The organism is Rhodococcus cercidiphylli (assembly GCF_033042225.1).
Lineage (GTDB): Bacteria > Actinomycetota > Actinomycetes > Mycobacteriales > Mycobacteriaceae > Rhodococcoides.
The window spans coordinates 58,725-82,823 of record NZ_JAWLKE010000009.1; the positions used below are offsets into that span (position 1 = coordinate 58,725).

The window sequence follows — 24,099 nt, forward strand, 5'->3', positions numbered from 1 at the left end:
GTCGAATGTTGGTACGGACCCCCTGGTGGAGAGAATTGAAGATGGTTCACTTTCGCGGTGGCTTTCGCACAGTAATGTCAGCGACAACCGTTCTGATCGTCGCAGCCGGGCTCGCTTTCGGAGTCACGTCCGTCATCACTTCACCCGACCACCTCGTCGGCCCGTCACGCGCCGAAGCAGCCCCAAATCCACCCGGCGTCGGCATTTCCGACGGCGGCGGATTGCTGTGGGCCTCCGACGCGGAGTTGGACACCACCGTGCAATTCATGACGAGCATGGGCGTCAAGTCGATGCGTATCGCCATTCCGTGGTCCACCGTCGAGTACACCCAGAATCAGCTGGACTGGACGGCCGTCGATCGCGTCGTGGACAAGCTCCGAGCAGCGAACATCTCGATGCTGGGCATCATCGCGTACACCCCACCGTGGGCGACCTCCCCGGTCAACCAACCCATCAGCACCCGCCCGGCGTCGCCTGCAGCGTTCGGCGACTTCGCCGGCAAGGTCGCCGCCCGCTACAAGGGCAAAGTTGCCGACTACGAGATCTGGAACGAGCCCAACGGGTCGATGTTCTACGGGCCGCAGCCCGACGCGGCCGGCTATACCGCCCTGCTCAAGGCCGCTTACCCCAAGATCAAGGCAGCCGATTCGGCCGCGACCGTCGTCGGCGGTGTCCTCGGCGCAGCCGAACAGGGTTGGGGCATCGTCAACCCCGTCGACTTCACCAACCAGATGTACGCGGCAGGTGCGGCCGGCAATTTCGACGCCCTCTCCTACCATCCGTATCAGTACTCACTGAAGTTCTCCGAAGGTCCGTACGTCGATCATTCACCGGCCCGGCAGGTCATGGACATGCGCGCGGCGATGGTCGCCAACGGCGACGGCAGCAAGAAGATCTGGGCCACCGAGTACGGGGTTCCCACCTCCGTGGTGTCGGGAGATCAGCAGAACGCCATGATCACCGACTTCATCCAGAAGTGGCGCGAGCTGCCCTACACCGGGCCGATCTTCCTCTACACGATGCGAGACAAGGCAACCGGCAGCAACGATCCGGAAGACACATTCGGCCTGCTCGAGAGCAACTGGGGCGCGAAGCCAGCCCTGTGGGGCCTGATGGGTCTGCTGCAGAACAACATCCCGCGCACTGCCGAGTACAACCGATTCGCTGCTGCTCCGAACAACTCCGGAGCGGTGCTGGGACCGGTGTTCCCCGTGCGCGATACGTGGGCGCAGTACCGCCAGGATGCGGTGCTCTACGAGATGTCGAACGGTTTCGTCGCCGTTCCTCGCGCGGTGGCCGAATCGATCCGCGCCACCGGATTTCTCCCGACCACGCCGTTCAACGGCACCTACCAGGATTTCGACAGCCCCTTCGGCCTTCGTGTGTTCTCCACTGCCGTCGGGGGTACCCACAACATCGGTGGCGGCATCTACAGCGCCTGGGATCCCACCCTGGGCCCCGCAACGAGCGACGAGATGCCGCAGTACGGCGGCGGCGTGCGGGTGACGTTCCAGTACGGCGCGATCACGTGGACACCGTATGTCGGAGCGACCGTCACCCGCTGAATTGATTTCGATCGATTGATTGATAATTCACAAACCGCCCGACCCTTTTAATTGGGTGAAGTGTGCCCATTTCCCGGTGCAATCATTGCGGCCACGTTAACTCTGCGCAAAGGCGCGGTTTCGCTTTACCGATCAATTATTTTGCCTTGTGAACCACCTCACTTAACGCTATCTATTTCTTGTCGGAACAGATATTCATATAGCGCGAACGAATGACTCTTCGTGGCAGGATTATGTCCAGTGTTCGCACGTCTCGTCGGGGGACGCCCAGAATTTCGACGCTCTTGTCGTGCACCGTCGCACGTCAGAGCGCCAACAGGCGTTTCGAGATGCCCCTAGCTCGACTCGAGTACGGACCGACACGATGGGTAGCTCATGAAGACGGATAGTGTTGTGTCACAGTTGATTACACCAGTATTTAATCGGTTCGCAATATGACCGACGGCCTCCGCGTCGCGATTGCGCACGACTACCTCACCCAGCGGGGCGGTGCCGAGAAGGTCGTCCTCGCCATGGCCCGCGCCTTCCCGGACGCCCCCATCTACACCACGCTCTTCGAGCCGTCGACGACGTTCCCCGAATTCTCCGAACTCGACGTGCGCCCGTCGACGTTGAACCGCGTCGGCTTCCTGCGCAAGAATCACCGCGCCGCACTTCCATTGCTGCCCTTCGCATCCTCGTCCATCAAAGTCGACGCCGACGTGGTACTCACCAGCACCAGCGGCTGGGCGCACGGCTTCCACGCCTCCGGCCACAAACTCGTCTACTGCTATTCACCTGCGCGTTGGTTGTACGAATCGCAGATGTATCTGGGCGAAAGCCGCAGCCCCACCAAACGTGTTGCGCTCAAGGCGCTCTCGTGGCCGCTGCGCCGGTGGGACCGGCGAGCCGCAGCGTCGGCGGATCGCTACCTCGCCATCTCCACCGTGATACAGCAGCGCATCACCGACGCGTACGGCATTCCCTCCACGGTGGTACCTGCACCGTTCACGGTCGAGGCCGCCCCCGCGGAAGCCATCCCCGAGGCCACCGCCTGGCTCGACGGCGGCGGCTACTACCTGTGTATCTCCAGGCTGCTGCCGTACAAGAACGTCGACAAGGTGATGGCCGCATTCGCCGGCACCGACCGCAAGCTGATCGTCGTCGGTCGAGGCCCCGAGGCCGACCGTTTACGAAAGATCAAGTCCGACAACGTTCTCATGCTCAGTGATCTGACATCGGGACAGATGACCTGGCTCTACCAGGGCTGTAACGGTTTGATCGCCGCGAGCTATGAAGATTACGGATTGACCCCCATCGAAGCGGGTTACCACGGCAAACCCAGCGCCGTTCTCCGCTGGGGCGGCTTTCTCGACACCGTCGAGGAAGGCATCTCAGGGGTGTACTTCGATCAGCCACAACCGGATTCGATTCGCGACGCGGTCACCGCTCTCGAACGGACGGCCTGGGAACCACTGAAGATTCAGGCACACGTGGAGCAGTTCAGCGAAGAACGCTTCGCTGCCGAACTCATTTCCGCAGTATCCGAGATCAATGCAGAACGAATCGAGAGGACGGCGTCGCGATGAACAAGCGCGCTTTGATCACCGGCATCACCGGACAGGACGGCCTCTATCTCGCAGAGCTGCTGCTGAGCAAGGGTTACAAAGTGTTCGGTTTGCTTCGCGGACAGAACAATCCGAAAGCACCGATGCTGGAGCGAGTACTCCCCCAGGTCGAGATTCTGCACGGAGACCTACTCGACTTGTCCGCGCTGATGCGCGCGTTCGCCGTGGCCGATCCCGACGAGGTCTACAACCTCGGAGCCGTCTCCTTCGTGGCGTACTCCTGGGAGAACGCCCGTCTCACCACCGACGTCACCGGCGGCGGAGTACTGAACATGCTCGAATCGACCCGGTTGTACGAGCAGGTGGCAGGAAAGCAGGTTCGCTTCTACCAGGCATCGAGCTCGGAGATGTTCGGCAAAGTGCAGCAGGTGCCGCAGCGCGAGGACACACTGCTCTGGCCACGCTCGCCGTACGGTGTCGCCAAGGTCTACGGCCACTACATGACCATCAACTACCGCGAGTCCTACGGCATGCACGCCAGCTCCGGGATTCTCTTCAACCACGAATCACCGCGCCGCGGACCGGAATTCGTCACCCGAAAGGTCTCCCAGGCCGTCGCACGCATCGCACTGGGGCTGCAGAGCGAGATCTCGCTGGGCAATCTCGATGCCAAGCGCGACTGGGGCTTCGCCGGCGACTACGTCGAAGCCATGTACCTGATGCTGCAGCAGGACCAGGCCGACGACTACGTCATCTCCACCGGTGAGACCCACTCGATTCGCGAACTCCTCGACCATGCCTTCGCTGCCGTCGACATCGACGACTGGGAGCCCTACGTCAAGATCGATCCACGCTTCTTCCGGCCCGCCGAGGTCGATCTGCTCGTCGGCGATTCGTCGAAAGCACAAGCAGCTCTCGGCTGGAAGCCCAAGGTCACCTTCCCCGAACTGGTGGCCATGATGGTGCGCAACGACCTCGCCGAACAGTCCCCCGACACCGTCAAGATCGCGTGAACACCGGGCCCCACCCGACCGCTCTGATCACCGGAGTGGCGGGCCAGGACGGCAGCTACCTCGCTGAACTTCTGCTCGGCCGCGGCTGGGCAGTGCACGGCGTCGCCAAGCCTGGCGGGACCCACCACTCGGTGAACCCCCTCATCGAACAGCACGAAACCAACCTGAGCGACCACACCGCCGCAACGGCATTGGTCACCGAAACCGACCCCGACTACGTCTTTCATCTCGCCGGAATCTCTTCGGTGTGGCGGTCGTGGAACGACCCGGTACTGACCACCAGGGTCAACGGCGTCTCTGCAGCAGCACTGCTCGATGCCTGCTTCACCCACCAGGAGGCGTCGGGAAAGCGGATCGTGATGATCAACGCATCCAGTGCCGAGATCTTCGCCGGATCCGGTGTCTCGCTGCAGAGCGAGGCGACCCGAATTGCACCCACATCGCCCTACGGTGCATCGAAGGCGCTCAGTCACCACATGGTCGATGTCTATCGATCACGCGGACTCGAGGCCACCAATGCCATTCTCTACAACCACGAATCACCGCGGCGACCGGAATCCTTCGTGACTCGGAAGATCAGCAAGGCCGCAGTCGCCATCTCCCGAGGGAATCAGACCACACTCGAGCTGGGCAATCTGACCGCGGTACGCGATTGGGGTTGGGCTCCGGACTATGTGGACGCCATGGTCGCGATGGCCGAGTACGGCAAGGGTGACGACTTCGTGGTCGCCACCGGACAGGCACACAGTGTCGCCGACTTCGTGTCGACTGCCTTCGAGGCGGTGGGCATCGACGATTGGCGCGACTACGTGCGCAGCGACTCGGAGATGCTCAGGCCGACCGATTCGGCCAGAATGGTCGGCGACGCCTCCAAAGCCCGGAACTTGTTGGGCTGGGAACCGACGAAGACGTTCGATCAGGTCGTCCAAGCAATGATCGAGTTCGACATGACCGAGGAGATTGCAGCATGACAGCGGTGGAAAAGCCCGAGAACGAGATCTACGACGTGTCGAACTACAAGATGCAGGACATCACGTTCAAGCGGAAGCTGCGCAATCGCATCGGCACCCTCGGCTTCAACATGATCGTGACCTACATTCCGTCACACTGGATTCGGCAGAACTTCCTGCGAGCCTTCGGTGCGACGATCGGCAAGGACACCTCGATCTTCCGCGGCACCACCATCCTCGATCCCGAGGGCCTCACCATCGGTGACGCCTGCGCCATCGGGTTCCGGTGCATGCTCGACGCCCGCGGCGGAATCACAATCGGCAACAACGTCGTCATCGCCAGCGACACCCACATCATCGGCGGGTACCACGATCACAACTCGCCGGAATTCACACCGATCCTCGAGCCCTGCGTCATCGGCGATTACGTGTGGATCGCCAGTCGCAGCACGCTTCTCAGCGGAGTGACCCTCGGCCGCGGTGCCGTCGTCGGTGGTTGCTCGATGGTGCGCGCGGATGTCGGCGAACTCGAAGTGGTCGCCGGTGTGCCCGCGAAGGTGCGAGCAATGCGTGATCCCAAGGCACTCGCCTACCGCCCCAAGTATCGGCCGCTGTTCTACTGATGATCCTGCGTGACTGCCGACTCGTCTACGTCGCCCCCCGATCCGGGGTGGGCGGCGTGGGCGACTATGCCGACGACTTCGCCGACGCCGTTCGGCCACACTTCGCCGAGGTGATCGAGTATCGCCACGAGGGACCCGGATCGCACTCGGTGCGCGATATTCTGCGTCACCGCAGAGCGATTCAAGAACTCGTCGACGCCGACCCGGGCCGCGTCATCGTGCACTGCGAACTCAGCGGCGGTTCGGTGATGCCGTTCTGGGCAACCGCCCGACTCACCGGCGACCCGTTGGTGACCGCTACGGTGCACGACCCGCCCGGACTGGTCTGGTGGCCCGCACGAACCAGATTCCTCGCGAGCAAGAAGTTGCTCAATCACGGCCTGCACTACCCACTTCGGTCGGCATGGCGGGCACTCGAACGCCGGGTGGCGGGCAGCCGGACGCTGTTCGCTCTCACCCGCTCCGGTGCCGATTCGCTCGCGCGCGAGTATCCCGACGCCACCGCCAAGGCCAGTGCTCTCTTCGTTCCCGCGCGCCCTGATATAGAGGCTGCCGAGGAGCGGCCGCTGGCGGTCGGTCTCTTCGGATTGGTCTATCGCGGCAAGGGTTTCGACCAGATCCAGCAACTCCGTGACAGCCTTCCCCGCGACATCGCCATCCGTATCGCCGGCCGGGGAACCGAACTGCTCGACCCCGTCGACGGCGTGGACATCCTCGGCGAGGTGAACGGACCGGACGAGGATGCCTTCTTCGCGTCCATCCGCGCACTCGTCCTGCCCTACGGCAAACGGAGTATCTACGGAGATGCGTTCCCCGCGTCCTCGGTCGTGACGCGAGCAATCGCGTACCAGACCCCGGTGACCTGCCTGAAGGTCGGCGCTCTCGCCGAGTCCGACAGCGGAGCCCTCGTGGTCGACGGAGGTGTCGCCGAACTCGCCCACGCCACCGCCGACCTCATCACCGATCCGATTGCGCTGGGCAAACTTCGACGCGAGGTCGAGGCGCTTCGCATCTCCCACACCGCAGAGCTCGTCGTCGAGGACTTCGTCTCCGTGTGGGCGGCGCAATGAACGCCAACCTGCTCAAGGCCGGGGTCGCTGCACTGTGGACCTACGGTGGCCGCGGCATCGGCCTGCTGTGGACCATCGCGCTGATCGCCAAGTTGGGGATCTCCGACTACGGCCAATACGCGATGGCGTTCGCCCTCGCCGCGATCATCGCAGCACCACTGGATCATCCCTTCACCGTGCGCTCGATTCGCGTGAGCGAACGAGAGTTTCTGGGCGAGCGCACTACTCGCGTGCTCCTCGGTGCCGTTCTCATCGTCGGCGGACTGTGCCTGGTAGAGGTGAACTACATCGCCTGGTTCGCCCTCGTGATCGGCGGCGGCGAGCTGGTGTTCAATGCCTACAAGAGCAGGGCACTGCGCGACGGCCGCCCAGACATCACCCAGCGATTGGACACAGCACGCCAAGCCACGTCCATCGCGCTCGCGACGGCGTACTTGTTCGCCGTGCCCGACCCGAATCTGACGGTGGCCAGTCTGCTGTACGCCGCACCGTATTTCGTCATCGCCGTGCTGGCCGCGGTGCGGACGCGCGTCGCTGCTCCGCGCATCCCCGGATCGTGGCGCGAGATGTCGATGCTGTTCTCGGAGAACCTCGCCAACGCGGTCTACATCCAAGGCGACGTGCTGCTGCTCGGCTTCCTCACCGACTCCACCATCGCCGGCTACTACTCCGTCGCAGCAGTGACGGCCTGGGCAGTGGCTTTCATCGGCCAGGCCTTCGGCAACACCTTCCACGAGAAGCTGCGCGCAGCAGACGGACTCGTCAGTGCCGGACCGGCCTTGAAGCACACCGCGGTTCTCGGCTGCGCCGCCGGATCACTGCTGTTGATTGCCGGTCTGCTGCTCTTCTTCACACCGGCGTCCCCGCAGGTCGCGGGTGCCCTCGTGGTGATGTCGTTGTTCGTGGTGATGCGAGTGATGAACCACGTGTTCACCACGGTGCTCTACCTGCAGCACCGCGACCGCACACGAGTGATGGCAGCAGCGACGCTGGCACCGCTGAAGATGGTTCTCGTCCTGTGCCTGTTCCCCTTCGATGCTGTCGGCGCGGCCGTGGCCTCGGTGATCACCGATGCCGTGCTGCTGGTCTGGTTCATGCGCGCCCTGTATCGGCATCCGGTGAAAGAAGAAGTGACACAATGAGACGCGCGACATTCCTGCTGTCCAAAGACCCCGTCACCGAGCACGGCGGCGATATCGCGTTGTCGCGCTTGATGATGCAGCTCGCCCGCGAGGCGTTCGAGGTTCGTTCGATCTGCCTGTCCAAGGAGACCGACGTGGCCCCCGACGTGGTGCGCGTCCCCAAGCCCACGGTCGATATGGGGTTGCTGATGAAGTCGCTGCGGCCGACGCGTTCGGTGGTGCACGGACGCTACGACGTCGACGCCTTCCGCGACGCCATCGACGCATCCACCTCCGATGTGTATGTGGCCGAACACAGTTACATGGCCGAATCGTTCCTCAGGTCGTCCAAGCTGGGGTCACCGTTCGCGATCAACACCGTCAACACCGAGTCGCAGGTGTGGAAGGTGACGCGCGGATTGATCGGCCGTATCGAGGCACCACGCATCCTGCGGGACGAGATTCGCGTCGCCCGCGCGGCAGATGCCGTCGGGACCTACGATGCCGACGAAGCGCAGATGTACCGGAGCAAGGGCGTGCGCGACGCTCGGTGGATCGACCTCACTCTCGAACCCGCGCCGCAGCTGGACCTGTCCGAGACCGCGAAACGCCTGGTGTTCATGGGAACTCGTGATTGGCCACCGAACCAGGAGGCCTTCAAGATCGCGCTCGAGTACTGGCCGGCGATCTCCGCGGGCATCGACGGTGCCGAACTGTGCATCATCGGTGCGAAGGCCCCGGGTGCCAAGGATCCCGTCTATCCAGCCGGGGTTCGCGATCTCGGATTCGTCGACGATCTGCAGGAGTTCCTCGGCACCTGCCGAGCGTTGATCGCCCCGGTCGCCACCGGAGGCGGCGTGCGCGTCAAGATTCTCGACGCAGCCAGCAAGGGACTACCCGTCGTCGGAACCTCGGCGGCCGTCGGGTCGCTCGATTCGATCTTCGAGTTGCCCACGTTCGACGACACCGAGCAGTTCGTCGCCGAATGCCGCCGCTACCTGCTAGACCGCACCGCCGCCGTCAAGGCAGGTGAGCGCATCTACGAGCTGAACACCGCGCGCTGGAACGACCGCGTGCCCCATTCCACCGTCGAAGCACTGATCAGCGCCCCGCTCACGAGCACCTTAGGATGATCGCCATGACCCTCCGCTCCCGTCTGCTCACCGTTGCCGCAGCCGCCGCGATCGCCGTCGGCCTCTCTGCACCCGTCGCACATGCGGCCCCGCCTGCCGGACTCGGATTCACCGGCGGAGCGCCGTTTCTGACGCTCGACGACGCAACGCTGAACAACGAACTCGGTGCCGGACGCGACATCGGTGCATCGTGGGTACGGGTGGTGGTGAACTGGGCGGCAATCGAGACAGCACCGGGCGTCTTCGACTGGGGCAACACCGATCGCGTGATCAACGCTGCGACGGCGCAGGGCTACTCGGTACTGGCCGTGCTGGGTGGAACCCCCGGATGGGCGCAGGGTGGCATCGCCTCACCTCTGCCCGGCGCAGTTCCCCTGGATCCCAACGCCTTCGGCGCATTCGCCGGCGCAGCTGCGGCGCACCTCGGCGAGCGCGTCGACCACTACGAGGTGTGGAACGAGCCCAACATCCCGACCTTCTTCGCACCCGTCGACGCCGTCCGCTACACGAACATGCTGCGTGCGGCCTACCCCGCGATCCACAACGCCGACGCCGGAGCCACCGTGCTGAGCGCCGGATTGGCGACCACCATCAACGCCGGAGCCTGGACCACCGCGCCGGTGACCTTCCTGCAGCAGATGTACGCCGCCGGAGCAGGCGGATTCATGGACGCCGTCGCCATGCACCCCTACACCTTCCCCTTCACCGTCGAGAACGACCCCAACGGACAATGGGCACAGGTGGATCAGGCCTACGGCACGATGGTGGCCAACGGCGACGGTGGCAAGAAGATCTGGATCACCGAACTCGGCGCACCCACCGGCAACGGACCAATGGCCGTCACCGAGGACGCACAGGCCGCGATCATCGGCTCGAGCCTGGCAAAGGCGTCGTCGCTGCCGTACGTCGGCCCGGTATTCGTGCACTCGCTGCGTGACTCGGGCACCGACCCCGCCGATTCCGAGCAGAACTACGGACTGCTGCGCACCGACTTCAGCCCCAAGCCGGCCTACGACGTGGTGCGGGGTTCGTAGAGCTCGCCAATCTTGCTGGCGAAGCGCACCTCACCGTTCACGATCGCACCGTGCACGCGGGATTCCGCGCACTCGACTCGATACTGAACGCTCAGGTCCGGTCAGCCGCTCCTGAGGCAACTTCTGCTCCACTCCTCCACGCGCACGTGTGAATCCCGCCGATCGGGGAGTCGAGTGGAGCGTCTTGTGCAGTTGCTGGGACGGTGAGATGTGGACCCGTTCGGATCATCACCGCCATCCCGAAGCTCGGAGGGTGTGGAGCGCTTATGGACCACCAAGCCACGGACATCGCGCGGACTGGGTGGAGCAGGGCTGCGCGGCGGTAGCTGGTTCAGCCGCTGGGATTGAAGGCTCTGATTCTCGCCTGACGCTCGCATCCACGCTTCCATACGGAGCGAGCAGGATTGGGCCGAATATCTACCCATCGTCCATCCGCTGATGAGCCCGTCGGTGTTTCTGATCCAGCGGGTTCTGACGAACAGTCCTCTAAGAAAATGCGCCGGGGTTACTTGCTGGCATTCGCTCTCCTGGGACAGTTCGTTGGAACGCCGCGATGATCGATCCGATGACGGCCACGGGAAGAGCAAAGATGAGCAACTTCGAGTAGGAGTCACTCGTGATGCGGAACACTCCGGCGACGAACAAGCCCAGGAGGACGACGACAGCAAACCAGGACACCGATTTTTGCATCGCGATCGCCGCCACTGCTGGTGGCGTTGCGAGCAACAGTGCCACTCCGATCAGGGGCCATACCCCCAGCACATCGATGGCTCGGTCGCCGCAATCATAGGTTGCGCCTTCGCCGATCTTCGAGCATGACATCGACATATCCGACATGGTCAGCGCGGTCGCGTCCCACGTGGTGAATGCCAGCGCGGCGACGGTCAAAACCCACCACGCTGATCGCACCATGCAGGAAGCCTAACCGCCGTATGTGCACGGACCTGCCCCGCGGAGTGTGCACCACGGCGCTGACCGACCGAGTCCCGCAGCCGAGACAGTTGACGGCCTGGTGAAATCTGACGGCTAGATGGTGGAGCAAGTATCCGAACGTCGATGTGCTTGGACCGGCACGTTCGGCAGCTCGAGTCCGGACCAGGAGGCGAAATAGCTGCGAGCCCTAACCCGGCGAAAAACCCTCCACGTCCAGTGAGATCCAGAAGATGGCCAGAAGTCCGTAGACCGCAGCGAAAGATCCAATGGCGCAAACGCTTACCCACCTCGACGGGCGCGCAGCCCACACGATCAGCCCGTAGCAGCCGTACACGATAATCGGCGGAACCAACCAGGTCAGCCAATACGTGAGGGGTACGTCAGGCGCGCTTCCGCCCCGATCTCGAACCGGCACGGCGAAAATCGAGGGAAGATCCGGCGCAACTCTCAGTGCCCACACGGCACCCAACACACCCAGCCCACCTCCGACAACAAGGGCTACCGCAGACAGGAGCGAGTCCAGTAGTTCGCGGTTGGCTTCGCGATGATCCTCGTTGTGCACGTGAACAGACTAGGACCTGACGGTCCGCATTCGATCATGATGCACCGGTGCCGACTACCGATCCGTTCACGCCCTCGTTCTGATGAATGCGGTGTTCGACTCTGCCTCATGGTGTCTCGCCACGCCCTCGTGGCCCGCAGCGATATCGCTGGTTGCTTCCTCCATCCTGTGGCTGTTCTTCAACGCCCCCATCGAAGGCGCAGTGCTGTACGTGGTCGACGCGAACAGAGGTTGACCGACTCCGACTTCATAACGGTCGCTGGGGTGATCCTGGCTGGGGTGACTGTTGCCAGAGTCCGGCGCGGCCTGCGATCGGACGTCGACTCCTGAGCAACTGATGCGCCACTCCTCGGCGACACACGGGGATTCGCTCCGGCCAGGGCCGCGAGTGGAGCGTCCCGTGCAACCACTGCGGCTCGCTGTCACGCTATTGCCGACTCCGATCGCGGGCACGCGCACGGAATTCGCCGATTGCGAGGACGGTCAACACAACCCCCAACAGGGTGAGAGGAACTTGGGCGAGCGGAGCGTCGATGTCGAGTACGACGATCTGCCACACCACCCACGCGATGGTCACCAACCCCACCAATGCGACACACACGGCAGCTTCGGAGGCGTCGACAAGCACGGCAGCCACGCAGATCAACGGTCCGAGACCGAGGAAGATCAGCACGAACAACCCGGATATGCGGTAGTCCCAGGTATGCCATTCAGGGAGCATTCCGACGTTCAGGCCCAGTGACCGCCCGCTGGGGTCGGAGACCAACGACAGTCCGTTGTACGTCCCGGCTGCGCCCAACAGGATCAGCAATGCCACCGTCGAGAGCTTCTTCACGGTGGCGTCATGCGTTCGTCGTCCTTCGGTTGTGGCCGGCAGCGGTTCACGTCAAGGTCGATACTGCCAGAACGAGTCCGATTGGTCTCGTTCTATTCGAGTGTCTGCAACGTGAGCACCTGCCCGTCGAGGCTGCCGCTAGGCTCGGTGGGTTGCGCGCCCGCCCTGGGCCGTGCCCCGACCGCACAGGAGACTCCGCATGCCCAAGCTGAAATCCATCAGCGAGTTCACCGGCAAGTGGTTCGCCCTGATCGTCGTGGCCGCAGGAGCACTGGCCCTGATCACTCCCGACACGTTCAGCGGCGGCACTCCGGCCGTTCCGTGGCTGCTGTCGATCATCATGCTCGGCATGGGAATGACGTTGCGGCTGTCCGACTTCGCCGTCGTCGCTCGACGACCGTGGGCACTTTTGCTCGGTGTTGCCGCGCAGTTTCTCGCGATGCCGCTACTCGGTCTGGGCATCGCCAACCTGCTCGGCCTCTCTGCCGCACTGACCGCAGGGATGGTGTTGGTCGGTTCGGCTCCGGGCGGCACAGCGTCCAACGTGATGGTCTACCTCGCCAAGGGCGACACCGCGCTGTCGGTGGCCATGACGTCGGTGTCCACCTTGCTCGCACCTATTCTCACGCCGCTGCTCGTGCTGTGGCTCGCCGGCGAGTTCCTGCCAGTCGATGCGGGCGGGTTGTTCGTCTCGATTCTGCAGATCGTGCTGGTTCCCGTCGTACTGGGAGTTGTTCTGCGCCTGCTGTTTCCCGCGGTGATCGACCGCATGCTCGACGCTCTGCCGCTGGTCTCGGTGGCGGGAATCACCGCGGTGGTGCTGTTCGTGGTTGCAGCCAGTGCACCGACACTGCTGTCCATCGGAGCCCTCATCGTCCTGGCCGTCGTGCTGCACAACTCGCTGGGACTCGCCGTGGGGTACGGCATCGGCAAGGCATGCGGACTCGACGTCGCCAGCCGACGCGCGGTCAGCATCGAAGTCGGCATGCAGAATTCCGGATTGGCCGCGGCTCTGGCATCGGTGCATTTCAGCCCCGCGGCAGCCCTGCCCGCGGCCATCTTCTCGGTGTGGCACAACGTCTCGGGCTCACTACTCGCCAGCTACTGGTCTCGACGTTCGATCGAACCGCAGCCGGCCCAACGCGCAGTGAAGTCGACACGCACGACCACCGACTGAGACTGGATTCCACTCCGAATCCGGTGCAGCTAGCCGCGCTGAGCGCGGTCAGCTGCACCGGATTTTTCAGTTCTGGGGTCGTAGCGCCCTTGCGTTATCTGCATTTACTATGCAATATTCGCAACAACGCTCCGCATCCGCCGAGCTCACCGTCGAGGAGGCCTCATGATCACAGTGACCAGTGCCGCGGGTGGTGTCGGCCGCTTGCTCGTTCGACAGCTCGCAATGCAGGACGTGCCAGTGCGGGCGGTGGTCAAGAACGGCGCGCAAGCTGCGACCACCCGCAAGGACGGGGCCGTCGAGGTCGTCGTGGGCGATCTCAGATCGGAGGACACGCTTCGTAGGGCCTTGGCCGGGGCCGACGTTCTCTACCACGCGGCACCGACCCAGATCATCGACGAGAAACCCATCATCGATCACCTGATCGAACTGGGGCCAGCAAACAGGTTGCAGCACATAGTTTTCCATTCCGTGATCCATCCGAACCTGCATCAATTGACGCACCATCACCAGAAGGACATCGCCGAAGGAATACTGCAGAACAGTGGAATTCCAACTACGGTGCTCCGCCCGTCGCACTACATGCAGAACTACCTGGAAGTGTGGGAATTCCTGCAGGCCGGAGTCATGCCGTACCCGGTGTCACCGGACAGCGTGATGGGCGTTGTCGATGTCGCCGACGTCGCCGAAGCAGCCGCGAACATCCTCATCGACCCATCCCCGCACACCGGTTGCGTCTACGACCTGTCCACCGTGGAACTGACACGACACGAGATGGCTCAGATCTGGTCCGATGTGCTGGGCCACCGGGTCACCGCCATTCGGATCCCCCCATCGTCGTTGACGAACCAACTGAACGTGCTGCCCGCACTCGCCTCGGTCGTCGGGCATGCAGTGCAATCGACGAAACTGAACTCCATCGGCCACCTCCTGCGCGGCGCACAGGCCGCGTCGAACCCTCGTGACATGAAGAATTGGCCCGCCGATGCACGCGAGGCGTACCGCACGATGATGACCCACTACGACGGCCACGGCCTCCCGGCCGGAGACCTGACGGTTCTTCCGACTCTGCTCGGTCACGCTCCGACGTCGTACGAGGAATTCGCACGACGCTCGGCCGCTGAGCTCGGGCGCACGCCCGTCGGTTCGGACCGATGAACCGCCGAGATTCTCACTACCGGCCGGGCCGCTCCTTGGTGACCGGTGCAAGTTCGGGAATCGGTGCCGAGTTCGCCCGAGCACTGGCCGCCCGAGGCTCCGATCTCGTACTCGTCGCACGACGAGAAGACCGCCTGACCGCCTTGGCGAAGGAGCTCGAGCAAACCCACGGAATCCGTTGCCGCACAGTGTCCTGGGACCTGTCCGAGGAAGCGAGCGGACGCAGACTACGCGAGGCCGTGCCCGAGCAGATCGATCTCGTCGTCAACAACGCAGGGTTCGCGGTACAGGGACCGTTCGCAGACGGCGATGCCGAAAACTTCGAGCGCCTCATTGCCGTCGACATCCGCGCTGTCGTGGACATCTGCTCGGCGTTTCTCCCGGACATGATCGACCGCGGGGACGGAACCATCGTCAACGTCGCCAGCACGACTGCATTCCAGCCCGTCCCGTCGCTCGCGGTGTACGCGGCCGCCAAGGCATTCGTGCTCAGTTTCAGCCAGTCCCTGTGGTACGAAGCAGGACAACACGGAGTCAGAGTGTTCGCGCTCAATCCCGGCCCGACCCGCACCGAATTCTTCGACGTCATCGGAGACACCGCTGCAGCAGCCGGCACCTACCAAACACCGACTGAGGTCGTTGCTACTGCGATGCGCACACTCGACACCAGACGGTCTCGCCCGCAGGTGATTTCGGGCCGACGAAACACTGTTCAGGCCATCGCAGCGGGTCTCGTCCCCGCGCGAGTTCTACTGCCCACCCTCGCGCGGATGCTCCGCTAGGTCCGAGCCGAACTCGGCACCCGACGAGGAATGTAGTGTCACGAACATGGCCAGGGTCTCCAGATTCACACTCGCCGATCGGCAGGAAGCGGTCGCCCGTGCGTTCGGCGGTTCCGAGAGCCCGGCGGACGTGGCGACCTCGCTGGGCATCCACACCACGACGCTCTACCGATGGGCCGGGTCTTCGGCTACCGACGAACCCGGGCCCGCAGCGGCTCGACTGATCGAGGCCACCCAGGAACTGCTGCAGGACGCGGACTACGCGGACATCACGATCGAAAGTGTCGCTCTCCGATGCGGTCTCGCACCGCGAACCGCGTTCCACCACTTTCCCACCAAACGTGAGCTCTTCCAGGCCGCCGTCGACGACGCAGCCACGGTGCTGATCGGCCGCATCCATGAGAAATCGGCGGCCGCCACGTGGCCGGAAACCCCACTCGAGCAGCTGCAGGCATTTCTCCGCATCGCGGCAGCGAGCATCTACGACACCCCACGCACCCACGTCCTGTTCCGCAATCTCGGAGTACCGAGATCCGAGGGCTCGGCAGAACGCTGGCACGACAGTTTCGTCGACGCGATCGCCCAGCTGCTCCGTTCCGCCATGGAAGCAGGGCAAATCCACAGCGACACAGATGTATTCGCTGCAGCCCACCTGCTCACCGGTGCCATGCGGGGGATACACAGTGCAGTATTCGAAGGCGTGGATGCCGACACCGCACTGGGCCTGGTCGAGAGAGTTCACCTCTTGATCCCACCTCGATGACGTCCAATGCGAGGCACACACCCCTGGAAGCAACGGTGCCGTGATCACGATTCCATCGACCCCGGCGCACTGCCGAGCCAGGATTGAAGCACCAGAGCCTGTTCGATATCGAATCTGTTCTCGTTGATCGAATGCCCGAGCATCTGTTCGGCGCTCTTTACTCGATATTTGACGGTGTTGTAGTGCAGGTGCAGTGCCAGTGCAGTGGCCTTGTGACTCGATCGGCAATCGAAGAAGGTGCGCAATGTATCTCGAAGACGGTGCGCCACTTCGGTATCGTCGGCCAGGTGCCCGAGGGTGCTCCTGATCCATTCGTGTGCGCGGACCGGGTCGGAACTGACGAGCGAGCTGACGGCAAGCCCGGGGTCGGTGTAGCAGGTGACAGGACGTCGACCGTCCTCGGCAAGGACGGCAATCGCTCTGGTGCGCTGCGCTTGAAGGTGCGAGGTTCTGAATCCTGCACTTCCCAACTGCACGGTACCCAGAGCGACATGGGCATCACCGGACTCGTCCGCGCTGAGTAGGGCGCGAATCCTGCCGAGATCCAGCCTGTCCGGTCGTTGGCCCAAGGGAATCCACACCCAGGCGGTGAGTCGATCGGCGGCCACGAACAGAGGCGTCGGGCGGTCTTCGATCGTCTCGCAGATCCGCCACGCCAACTGTTCGAGCGCCGGCAGACCGTCCCGGTCCGATTCGGGCTCGTCGATCCACAGAATTGCCGCGCAATGGTGTTGCGCCAGTTGATATCCGATCTGCATCGTCGCGCGTCGATCGTCCGTCGGACCTCCGGTCGAGAGCAGCTCCCGAATCTGAGTTGCTCTGACGTTGTTCCGGTTGGCGAGCCACCGTTCGTGTTCCACCTGGTACGCGGAGACGACCTGCTCCGAGATCCAGTCGATGTACACCGAGCTGATCGCAACGATGTGATGCGAGACCTTCAGTCCCAGAACAGGATCGATGGACGATGCCTGCAGCTTGGCGAAGATTCGATCCAGCAGCGTCGTCTGGCCGAGCCGATACGCGCGCACGAGCGCGGTCACGGGGATCGCATGCTGGGCGAGCCTGCGGGCGTACTCCATCGCTGCGGAGGGTGCATGCAGATGGTCTGCTGTGATGCCGTGCTGCAGGACATGGAAGACGGTGTCGACGTTGCCCTCGATACTTGCGCCGAGCAGTTCGAGCAGCTGATTGTCCCCACCCAGCTCCGCGATCTCACGTTCGAGAACGGCACGAATGTTGCGCGACTCCTCGACCAGATGCGCGCTCATCTCGGCGATGACGGACGCGACGACAACTTCGACGGCCGACTCGGCATGGACGTTGATCAGCGGCGGTTGCACGGATTCGACAATAGGCCGTCCGCGTCCCTGGGACAGACGCATTCTCCGAACCGGAGACTTGTCTCCACGAGACAAAGGGCGCGGGAAACTTCATTTCCAGGGGATATGGCCTGCGTCACACAACCTCCCTAGCGTTGTGGCGACTGCTTCTCCCAGCGAAGGACCCTCATGCACCTGCCCGACCTTGTCGATCTCCGCGCGTCGACCGCACCCGACGTGCCTGCCGTCGCCGACGATCGAGTATCACTGTCGAATTCCGACTTCCGCGACGCCGTGCGCTCGACGGCAGCGCTGCTGTCCGGCCGCGGCATCTCGCACGGCGATGTTGTGGCGATCATGCTGCCGAACCAGGTCGAGTTCGTCATCGCGCTGTTCGCGGCGTGGCGTCTTGGTGCGACTGCGACACCGGTCAATCCGTCGCTGACTGCGAAGGAGATCGGCTACCAGCTCGAGGACTGCGGAGCAGCGTTGGTGATCACGGCACCGGAGCTGGTGCTGAAGACCCCGTACGACATCACCCGACTGACAGATCTGACCGAACGCCCCGACGAGGCCCGGCTGACCGATGCCCCGGTGGCCACTGCCACGGACGACCTCGCCCTGCTGATCTACACCAGCGGTACAACGGGAAAACCCAAGGGCGTCATGCTCGATCACGCCAACCTCAGTGCGATGACGACGATGTCCATCGACGCATTCGCCCTCGACCCCGAGGTACACAGTCTGCTGATCCTGCCGCTGTTTCACGTCAACGGCATCGTTGTCAGCATTCTTTCGCCCCTCGCCGCCGGTGGACGAGCCACCATCGCGGGCCGGTTCGACCCGAGAACATTCTTCGGTCGCGTCGAATCCGCACGGCCGACGTTCTTTTCGGGTGTGCCGACCATCTACGCAATGCTGGCCAACCTCCCCGACACGGTGGTGCCCGACACCAGCTCCCTGCGATTCGCCGTGTGCGGAGCGGCCCCGGCGAGCCCGGCACTGCTCGCTGCGTTCGAGGACCGGTTCGGTGTTCCCGTCGTCGAGGGGTACGGCCTGTCCGAAGGCACCTGCGCGTCGACGGTCAATCCCCTCGGCGGTCTACGTAAGCCGGGAACAGTGGGACTTCCGTTGCTCGGACAACGCATTCGAATCGTCGACGAGAACGGCAACACCATCGACGACGGTCGCCCCGGCGAGGTTCTGATCAAGGGAGCCAACGTGATGCGTGGCTACCTCGGACGCCCCGAGGAAACCGCCGAGACCGTCCGTGACGGCTGGCTGCGAACCGGCGACATCGGCCGTCTCGACGAGGACGGCTATCTCGTCCTGGTCGATCGCGCCAAGGACATGATCATCCGCGGCGGCGAGAACATCTACCCCAAGGAGATCGAGAACGTCGTCTACCAACTACCGGGTGTCTACGAGGCAGCCGTAATCGGTCGGCCGCACGAGGTCCGGGGCGAGGAACCGGTGCTGTTCGTCTCGCTCACCGCAGATGCCACCGTCACCGAGGCCGACATCGACGCGCACGTCCAACGCTCACTGTCGAAGTACAAGTGGCCCGTCGACATCATCGTCGTCGACGAGGTTCCCAAGAACCCCGTCGGAAAGATCGACAAACCCTCACTGCGTCGACGCGTGACCGCGCCCGCCTCCACCTAACTCCAAACCACCTTCATCGAAAGGACTCACGATGGGTCTGCTGTCACCGACCCTGCCCGATATCGACCTCGGACAGTGGCGTCGCCTCCCCCAGCTCGAACGCCTGAAAATCCAAGTCCAGCACTGGGGCGAACACGGTTTCGGCACACCCGTCGGTGCGTATCTGTTCTACGTGATCAAGATGATCGCCTACGTCACGATCCCGCTGTGGATCATCTCCTCGTCGACGCCGGGACTGGGAACACTGTCGGAGATCGGATCGTGGTGGACCCAACCCATCGTGTTCCAGAAATTCGTTCTGTTCACCGTCCTGTTCGAGGTATTGGGATTCGGTTGCGGATCAGGGCCGTTGACGATGCGCTTCTTCCCGCCAGTCGGTGGGTTCACCTACTGGCTGCGCCCGGGAACGATGCGGCTCGCGCCGTGGCCGAAGCGAATTCCACTCACGTCCGGTGACACTCGCACCCCCGTCGACGTGCTCGCATACGCCGGCCTGCTCGGAGTCCTGATCTGGGGCTTGATCTCCGACGGCGTCGTAGGCGGCATCGGCAGTGCAGGCATGCTCGCACCGAGCGTCCCCATCGCCGTGATCGCGCTGCTGATACTGGTGGGCCTGCGCGACAAGACCATCTTCCTGGCCGCGCGCTCGGATCAGTATTTCGTCATGATCATCGCGTTCCTGTTCCCCTTCGTGGACATGATCATCGCGCTGAAGTTGGTCATGCTGGCCATCTGGTGGGGCGCCGCGACATCCAAGCTCAACCATCACTTCCCGTTCGTGGTGGCGGTGATGATCTCCAACAGCCCACTGCTGCCGAGCACGTGGCTCAAGCGCAAGCTGTACCGCAACTTCCCCGACGACATGCGGCCGTCCACCTTCGCGAAGTTCGCCGCCCATCAGGGAACCGTCATCGAGTACATCCTGCCTGCCATCCTGATCTTCTCGGTGAATTCGACGCTGACGACCGTGGTCCTGATCGGGCTCACCATCTTTCACCTGTTCATCCTCTCGACCTTCCCGGCCGGCGTACCTCTGGAATGGAACCTCTTCGTCATCGGAGCGGCGTGGTTCCTGTTCGGCAACTACACCGGCAGCGAGTACTCGCTGTGGAACGCCACCAGCATCTGGCCGTATCTGATCGTCGTCGCGTTGATCGCCGGCATCGTCGTCGGAGGCACCAAGCCGCAGTGGATCTCGTTCCTCATGGGCATGCGCTACTACGCCGGCAACTGGGCCACCAACACCTGGATCCTGCGACCCGGCATCGAGGAACGACTGCAGAACGAGATCGTGAAGTCCGCTCCCATGACGAAGTTTCAGCTGCTCAAACTGTACGACGAGGACACCAGCGAGTTCATGATGCAGAAATTCACTGCCTGGCGGTCGATGCACAGCCACGGACGAGCGCACATGGGTTTGATCTCGCGGGCAGTGGGCAACCGCGAGGAGTACGTCATCCGAGAGGGCGAATTCCTGGCCGGAGCGATACTCGGATGGAACTTCGGTGAAGGGCACCTGCACAATCAACAGTTGTTGGAAGCGCTGCAACGCAAATGCCACTTTGCCGACGGCGACATCCGTGTGGTCATGATCGAAGGGCAGCCGATGCACCGAGGAACCCAGAGCTACCGAATCGTCGACGCGGCAACCGGTCTCATCGAGGAGGGCACAGTAGCCGTCTCCGACATGATCACCCGTCAGTCGTGGTTGAACGAGACGGAGTCGATTCCGGTGACCGTCACATCGACGACCGACGTGGCCGGGCAGCGATGACCACGGCAACAGTCGTCGGATCGGGACCCAACGGTCTCGCGGCCGCGGTGACGCTGGCGATGGCGGGCGTAGAGGTGACGGTCCTCGAGATGGCCGACAAGGTCGGCGGCGGCACCCGAACCTCCGAACTCACCCTTCCCGGCGTGCTGCACGACGACTGCTCGGCCGTGCACCCGGTGGGCGCCGCGTCACCGTTCTTCGCGAGTCTCGATCTCGAATCCCACGGACTGACGTGGAAGTATCCGGAAATCGACGCGGTTCAACCCCTCGACAACGGCAGTGCCGGGGTGCTGCACCGGTCGATCACCGAGACGGCGACCGGGCTCGGCGTCGACGGCGACGCCTGGCAACGGTTCTTCGGGCCACTGTCGGATCGCTTCGACGACCTGACGACCGACTTCTTCCGGCCGCTGCTGCACGTGCCGCGGCACCCGATCACGCTGACCAAGTTCGGCCTCAACGCCCTGGCTCCGGCGTCGTTGACCGCCCGCAGGTTCCGTACCCCCGAGGCGCGGGCGTTGTTCTCCGGCGTCGCAGCCCACGCGCTGTACCCGCTGACTCGACCCACCACCTCAGCCGTGGGAGTCATGATGATCGCTGCCGGTCACAAGTACGGTTGGCCGGTGGCCGAAGGCGGCTCGCGCGCGATCAGCGATGCCCTCGTATCGATCCTCACCGAACACGGCGGAAAGGTCGAGACAGGTGTCAGAGTGACTCGGCTGCAACAGATTCCGACCAGTGACATCGTGATGCTCGATCTCTCCCCCACCGCGATCGCCGACATCGCCGGCGACGCACTTCCCAAGCGCGTGGCTCGGCCCTACCGTCGGTGGCGCTACGGCCCCGGTGCGTTCAAGGTCGATCTGGCCGTCGAGGACGGTATTCCGTGGACCAACCAGAGCGCCCGACGCGCCGGAACCGTCCATCTCGGTGGCACTTTCGAGGAGGTCGCCGCCGCGGAACGTGACGTCCACCGAGGAGTCATGCCGCGAAAGCCGTTCGTGCTGCTCGGCCAGCAGTACTTGGCCGACCCCACCCGCTCGCAGGGCAACATTCACCCGATCTGGACCTACGCCCATGTCCCCAACGGGTACACCGGCGACGCCGGCGAGGCGATCATCGAACAGATCGAACGTTTCGCCCCCGGAGTCCGCAAACGCATCGTGGCGCGGGCTGTCCGGTCGACCACCCAGATGCCCACCTACAACCCCAACTACGTGGGCGGCGACATCGTCACCGGGTCCAACGATCCTGGCCAGGTTGCCCTGCGGCCGCGCGTGAGCATCAACCCGTACTGGACCGGCATCGACGGGGTCTACATCTGTTCTGCTGCAACACCTCCAGGCGGAGGAGTACACGGTATGGGCGGTTACAACGCTGCACAGGTGGCGCTGCGTCGACTCGCGAAGTAGCCGGCTCTGCAACCTTCGCCGTAACCACCTCTGTTTTCATCGACACTGCCCGGGTATGCGCCAACAATGGCCGACCACGCAACCGATCCCGCACCCACCGAAGCCGACCCCGATGATCCGCGTAAAGCAGACTCACCTGCAGACCTGACCAAACCCTCGTGGATCTACGTACTGAAGAAGACGGCTCGTGAGTTCTCTCGGGATCAGTGCACCGATCTGGCGGCCGCGCTGACCTACTACGCCGTGCTGTCGTTGTTCCCGGCGATTCTGGCCATCGTCTCGCTGTTGGGTGTGTTCGGGCAGGGACAGGCAACGGTCGACGGTGTACTGCAGATCGTCGGCGATCTCGGACCCCAATCGGCGGTCGACACCCTGCGCGAACCGATCGAACAGCTCGTGCAGGCCCCCACCGCCGGCTTTGCGTTGATCATCGGAATCGCCGGCGCGCTGTGGTCTGCGTCCGGCTACGTCGGCGCATTCGGCCGCGCGATGAACCGCATGTACGAGGTGGACGAGGGCAGGCCCATCTGGAAGCTGCGTCCGGTGATGCTGCTGGTGACGCTCATCGCTCTCACCCTCATCGCTCTGGCTGCCGTGATGCTGGCGATCAGCGGTCCCGTGGCCAAAGCGGTGGGCGACGCCGTCGGACTCGGCGATACCGCACTGACGATCTGGAACATCGCTCGCTGGCCGCTGGTTCTGATCGTGGTGATACTCGCCGTCGCGATGCTGTACTACGCGACGCCGAATGTGCAGCAGCCCAAGTTCAAATGGATCAGTTCCGGCGCGGCGGTGGGCATCATCGTGTGGATTCTGGCCACCATCGCGTTCGGCTTCTACGTCGCGAACTTCTCCAGCTACAACAAGACCTACGGCTCACTCGCCGGAGCCATCGTGTTCCTGCTCTGGCTCTGGATCACCAACTTGGCCTTGCTGTTCGGAGCCGAACTCGATTCCGAACTCGAACGTGGCCGTCAACTCCAGGCAGGAATCGTCGCCGAGAAGCGACTGCAACTGCCGCCGCGCGACACGCGGGTATCGGACAAGAACGACGAGAAGGATGCGCAGGCCGTCGAGCAGGGTCGCAAACTGCGGGAGGAACACAACCCGCAGCACTGATCCCATCCGAACCTGCGCCGTCACCCGCCGACGTGCGAGGATCGTTCGACTCCCCTGACGAAACGGACCCCATGCCCGCCCTTCACCATGCTCCACTTGCAGGCGTAGACCCGAGCACTCTGTACCGCATCATGGCGCTTCGGGTCGAGGTGTTCGTACACGAACAGAAGATCGTCGACGAGGCGGAACTCGATGGCGCGGACCTACTTCCGACGACGGAATTGTTCTGGATCCAGGACGAGAGCGGCGAGGTGTTGGCCACCCTCCGTGTCCTCGTCGACGACACGGTCCACATAGGACGCGTCGCGACCGCCGTTGCGGGTCGTGGCCGCGGCTATGCCGGAGAACTCGTCGAGGCCGCACTGAAGGCATACCCCGGGGTGGTCGAAATCTCCGCGCAAGCGCACCTCGAAAACTGGTACGGGCGCTTCGGATTCGTTCGAGTGGGCGAGCAGTACCTGGAAGCGGGAATCCCACACGTGAAGATGCTCACCCGCGCCGATTGAGTCTGCGTCGTACTGGTGACAGTGAACGCCTAGCTTCC

The 24,099-nt window shown here is 63.5% G+C and carries 22 protein-coding genes; 19 read left to right on the forward strand and 3 right to left on the reverse strand.

Annotated features, from left to right (window positions below; all coding sequences use genetic code 11):
* Window positions 1-74 precede the first annotated feature (74 nt).
* The 9 genes from R3P95_RS21765 to R3P95_RS21805 all read left to right on the forward strand — a co-directional run bounded on the left by R3P95_RS21765 (window position 75) and on the right by R3P95_RS21805 (window position 10,056).
* Complete coding sequence (locus R3P95_RS21765; protein WP_317549492.1) at window positions 75-1,565, forward strand: cellulase family glycosylhydrolase; 1,491 nt, start codon at window positions 75-77, stop codon at window positions 1,563-1,565.
* A 434-nt stretch (window positions 1,566-1,999) separates the two neighbouring features.
* Window positions 2,000-3,133, forward strand: coding sequence for a glycosyltransferase (locus R3P95_RS21770; RefSeq protein WP_317549493.1), 1,134 nt, complete (start codon window positions 2,000-2,002; stop codon window positions 3,131-3,133).
* Window positions 3,130-4,125: a GDP-mannose 4,6-dehydratase gene (locus tag R3P95_RS21775; protein ID WP_317549494.1), complete on the forward strand. Its 996-nt coding sequence runs from the start codon at window positions 3,130-3,132 to the stop codon at window positions 4,123-4,125. Before R3P95_RS21770 ends, R3P95_RS21775 begins: the two co-directional genes overlap by 4 nt.
* Window positions 4,122-5,096, forward strand: coding sequence for a GDP-mannose 4,6-dehydratase (locus R3P95_RS21780; RefSeq protein WP_317549495.1), 975 nt, complete (start codon window positions 4,122-4,124; stop codon window positions 5,094-5,096). The genes R3P95_RS21775 and R3P95_RS21780 overlap by 4 nt, the downstream gene beginning before the upstream one ends.
* Window positions 5,093-5,698, forward strand: a complete 606-nt coding sequence (locus R3P95_RS21785) for an acyltransferase (RefSeq protein WP_317549496.1) — start codon at window positions 5,093-5,095, stop codon at window positions 5,696-5,698. Before R3P95_RS21780 ends, R3P95_RS21785 begins: the two co-directional genes overlap by 4 nt.
* A gap of 56 nt (window positions 5,699-5,754) precedes the next feature.
* A complete protein-coding gene (locus R3P95_RS21790) occupies window positions 5,755-6,768 on the forward strand; it encodes a glycosyltransferase (protein ID WP_317549497.1) in 1,014 nt (337 codons plus the stop codon).
* Entirely contained in the window at window positions 6,765-7,910 is a 1,146-nt protein-coding gene (locus R3P95_RS21795) for a polysaccharide biosynthesis protein (protein ID WP_317549498.1), read from the forward strand. Before R3P95_RS21790 ends, R3P95_RS21795 begins: the two co-directional genes overlap by 4 nt.
* Window positions 7,907-9,022, forward strand: coding sequence for a glycosyltransferase (locus R3P95_RS21800; protein ID WP_317549499.1), 1,116 nt, complete (start codon window positions 7,907-7,909; stop codon window positions 9,020-9,022). The genes R3P95_RS21795 and R3P95_RS21800 overlap by 4 nt, the downstream gene beginning before the upstream one ends.
* 5 nt (window positions 9,023-9,027) lie before the next feature.
* A complete protein-coding gene (locus R3P95_RS21805) occupies window positions 9,028-10,056 on the forward strand; it encodes a glycoside hydrolase family protein (RefSeq protein WP_121872742.1) in 1,029 nt (342 codons plus the stop codon).
* A 486-nt stretch (window positions 10,057-10,542) separates the two neighbouring features.
* On the opposite strand, the gene R3P95_RS21810 is transcribed toward R3P95_RS21805, so the two are convergent.
* Window positions 10,543-10,968: an ABC transporter permease gene (locus R3P95_RS21810; RefSeq protein ID WP_317549500.1), complete on the reverse strand. Its 426-nt coding sequence runs from the start codon at window positions 10,966-10,968 to the stop codon at window positions 10,543-10,545.
* 674 nt (window positions 10,969-11,642) lie between these two features.
* Between R3P95_RS21810 and R3P95_RS21815 the strand changes: the two genes are divergently transcribed.
* Window positions 11,643-11,786, forward strand: coding sequence for a hypothetical protein (locus tag R3P95_RS21815; protein ID WP_317549501.1), 144 nt, complete (start codon window positions 11,643-11,645; stop codon window positions 11,784-11,786).
* A 192-nt stretch (window positions 11,787-11,978) separates the two neighbouring features.
* On the opposite strand, the gene R3P95_RS21820 is transcribed toward R3P95_RS21815, so the two are convergent.
* A complete protein-coding gene (locus R3P95_RS21820; protein WP_317549502.1) occupies window positions 11,979-12,386 on the reverse strand; it encodes a hypothetical protein in 408 nt (135 codons plus the stop codon).
* Window positions 12,387-12,585: 199 nt separating this feature from the next.
* Between R3P95_RS21820 and R3P95_RS21825 the strand changes: the two genes are divergently transcribed.
* From R3P95_RS21825 to R3P95_RS21840, 4 genes are all read left to right on the forward strand, one after another.
* On the forward strand, window positions 12,586-13,563 hold the full coding sequence (locus tag R3P95_RS21825) for a bile acid:sodium symporter family protein (RefSeq protein WP_317549503.1): 978 nt from the start codon (window positions 12,586-12,588) through the stop codon (window positions 13,561-13,563).
* Between the two features lie 165 nt (window positions 13,564-13,728).
* On the forward strand, window positions 13,729-14,721 hold the full coding sequence (locus R3P95_RS21830; protein WP_317549504.1) for an NmrA family NAD(P)-binding protein: 993 nt from the start codon (window positions 13,729-13,731) through the stop codon (window positions 14,719-14,721).
* Complete coding sequence (locus tag R3P95_RS21835) at window positions 14,718-15,503, forward strand: SDR family NAD(P)-dependent oxidoreductase (RefSeq protein WP_317549505.1); 786 nt, start codon at window positions 14,718-14,720, stop codon at window positions 15,501-15,503. The genes R3P95_RS21830 and R3P95_RS21835 overlap by 4 nt, the downstream gene beginning before the upstream one ends.
* 46 nt (window positions 15,504-15,549) lie before the next feature.
* Window positions 15,550-16,266, forward strand: coding sequence for a TetR family transcriptional regulator (locus R3P95_RS21840; protein ID WP_317549506.1), 717 nt, complete (start codon window positions 15,550-15,552; stop codon window positions 16,264-16,266).
* Window positions 16,267-16,310: 44 nt separating this feature from the next.
* Here the strand turns inward: R3P95_RS21840 and R3P95_RS21845 are convergent, their stop codons facing one another.
* A complete protein-coding gene (locus R3P95_RS21845; RefSeq protein WP_317549507.1) occupies window positions 16,311-17,606 on the reverse strand; it encodes a PucR family transcriptional regulator in 1,296 nt (431 codons plus the stop codon).
* Window positions 17,607-17,774: 168 nt separating this feature from the next.
* On the opposite strand from R3P95_RS21845, the gene R3P95_RS21850 reads away from it, so the two are divergent.
* The 5 genes from R3P95_RS21850 (at window position 17,775) to R3P95_RS21870 (ending at window position 24,061) form a co-directional block, all read left to right on the forward strand.
* Window positions 17,775-19,250: a class I adenylate-forming enzyme family protein gene (locus R3P95_RS21850; RefSeq protein ID WP_317549508.1), complete on the forward strand. Its 1,476-nt coding sequence runs from the start codon at window positions 17,775-17,777 to the stop codon at window positions 19,248-19,250.
* Between the two features lie 31 nt (window positions 19,251-19,281).
* Window positions 19,282-21,024 (forward strand): DUF3556 domain-containing protein, encoded by a 1,743-nt coding sequence (locus R3P95_RS21855; protein ID WP_317549509.1) that lies wholly within the window; start codon window positions 19,282-19,284, stop codon window positions 21,022-21,024.
* Window positions 21,021-22,436 (forward strand): phytoene desaturase family protein, encoded by a 1,416-nt coding sequence (locus R3P95_RS21860; protein ID WP_317549510.1) that lies wholly within the window; start codon window positions 21,021-21,023, stop codon window positions 22,434-22,436. The genes R3P95_RS21855 and R3P95_RS21860 overlap by 4 nt, the downstream gene beginning before the upstream one ends.
* 66 nt (window positions 22,437-22,502) lie before the next feature.
* Window positions 22,503-23,555: a YihY/virulence factor BrkB family protein gene (locus tag R3P95_RS21865; RefSeq protein ID WP_317549511.1), complete on the forward strand. Its 1,053-nt coding sequence runs from the start codon at window positions 22,503-22,505 to the stop codon at window positions 23,553-23,555.
* 71 nt (window positions 23,556-23,626) lie between these two features.
* The gene (locus tag R3P95_RS21870) at window positions 23,627-24,061 is read left to right on the forward strand and encodes a GNAT family N-acetyltransferase (protein WP_317549512.1); all 435 of its coding nucleotides are present in this window, start codon (window positions 23,627-23,629) and stop codon (window positions 24,059-24,061) included.
* Window positions 24,062-24,099: the final 38 nt, after the last annotated feature.

Excerpts from the sequence above, each read along its gene's own strand:
- R3P95_RS21865 (WP_317549511.1), top strand. The coding sequence starts at position 22,503 with ATGGCCGACCACGCAACCGATCCCGCACCCACCGAAGCCGACCCCGAT.
- R3P95_RS21850 (WP_317549508.1), top strand. The coding sequence starts at position 17,775 with ATGCACCTGCCCGACCTTGTCGATCTCCGCGCGTCGACCGCACCCGAC.
- R3P95_RS21785 (WP_317549496.1), top strand. The coding sequence starts at position 5,093 with ATGACAGCGGTGGAAAAGCCCGAGAACGAGATCTACGACGTGTCGAAC.
- R3P95_RS21855 (WP_317549509.1), top strand. The coding sequence starts at position 19,282 with ATGGGTCTGCTGTCACCGACCCTGCCCGATATCGACCTCGGACAGTGG.
- R3P95_RS21770 (WP_317549493.1), top strand. The coding sequence starts at position 2,000 with ATGACCGACGGCCTCCGCGTCGCGATTGCGCACGACTACCTCACCCAG.
- R3P95_RS21860 (WP_317549510.1), top strand. The coding sequence starts at position 21,021 with ATGACCACGGCAACAGTCGTCGGATCGGGACCCAACGGTCTCGCGGCC.
- R3P95_RS21835 (WP_317549505.1), top strand. The coding sequence starts at position 14,718 with ATGAACCGCCGAGATTCTCACTACCGGCCGGGCCGCTCCTTGGTGACC.
- R3P95_RS21795 (WP_317549498.1), top strand. The coding sequence starts at position 6,765 with ATGAACGCCAACCTGCTCAAGGCCGGGGTCGCTGCACTGTGGACCTAC.
- R3P95_RS21830 (WP_317549504.1), top strand. The coding sequence starts at position 13,729 with ATGATCACAGTGACCAGTGCCGCGGGTGGTGTCGGCCGCTTGCTCGTT.
- R3P95_RS21765 (WP_317549492.1), top strand. The coding sequence starts at position 75 with ATGTCAGCGACAACCGTTCTGATCGTCGCAGCCGGGCTCGCTTTCGGA.
- R3P95_RS21870 (WP_317549512.1), top strand. The coding sequence starts at position 23,627 with ATGCCCGCCCTTCACCATGCTCCACTTGCAGGCGTAGACCCGAGCACT.
- R3P95_RS21840 (WP_317549506.1), top strand. The coding sequence starts at position 15,550 with ATGGCCAGGGTCTCCAGATTCACACTCGCCGATCGGCAGGAAGCGGTC.
- R3P95_RS21825 (WP_317549503.1), top strand. The coding sequence starts at position 12,586 with ATGCCCAAGCTGAAATCCATCAGCGAGTTCACCGGCAAGTGGTTCGCC.
- R3P95_RS21810 (WP_317549500.1), bottom strand. The coding sequence starts at position 10,968 with ATGGTGCGATCAGCGTGGTGGGTTTTGACCGTCGCCGCGCTGGCATTC.
- R3P95_RS21775 (WP_317549494.1), top strand. The coding sequence starts at position 3,130 with ATGAACAAGCGCGCTTTGATCACCGGCATCACCGGACAGGACGGCCTC.
- R3P95_RS21800 (WP_317549499.1), top strand. The coding sequence starts at position 7,907 with ATGAGACGCGCGACATTCCTGCTGTCCAAAGACCCCGTCACCGAGCAC.
- R3P95_RS21805 (WP_121872742.1), top strand. The coding sequence starts at position 9,028 with ATGACCCTCCGCTCCCGTCTGCTCACCGTTGCCGCAGCCGCCGCGATC.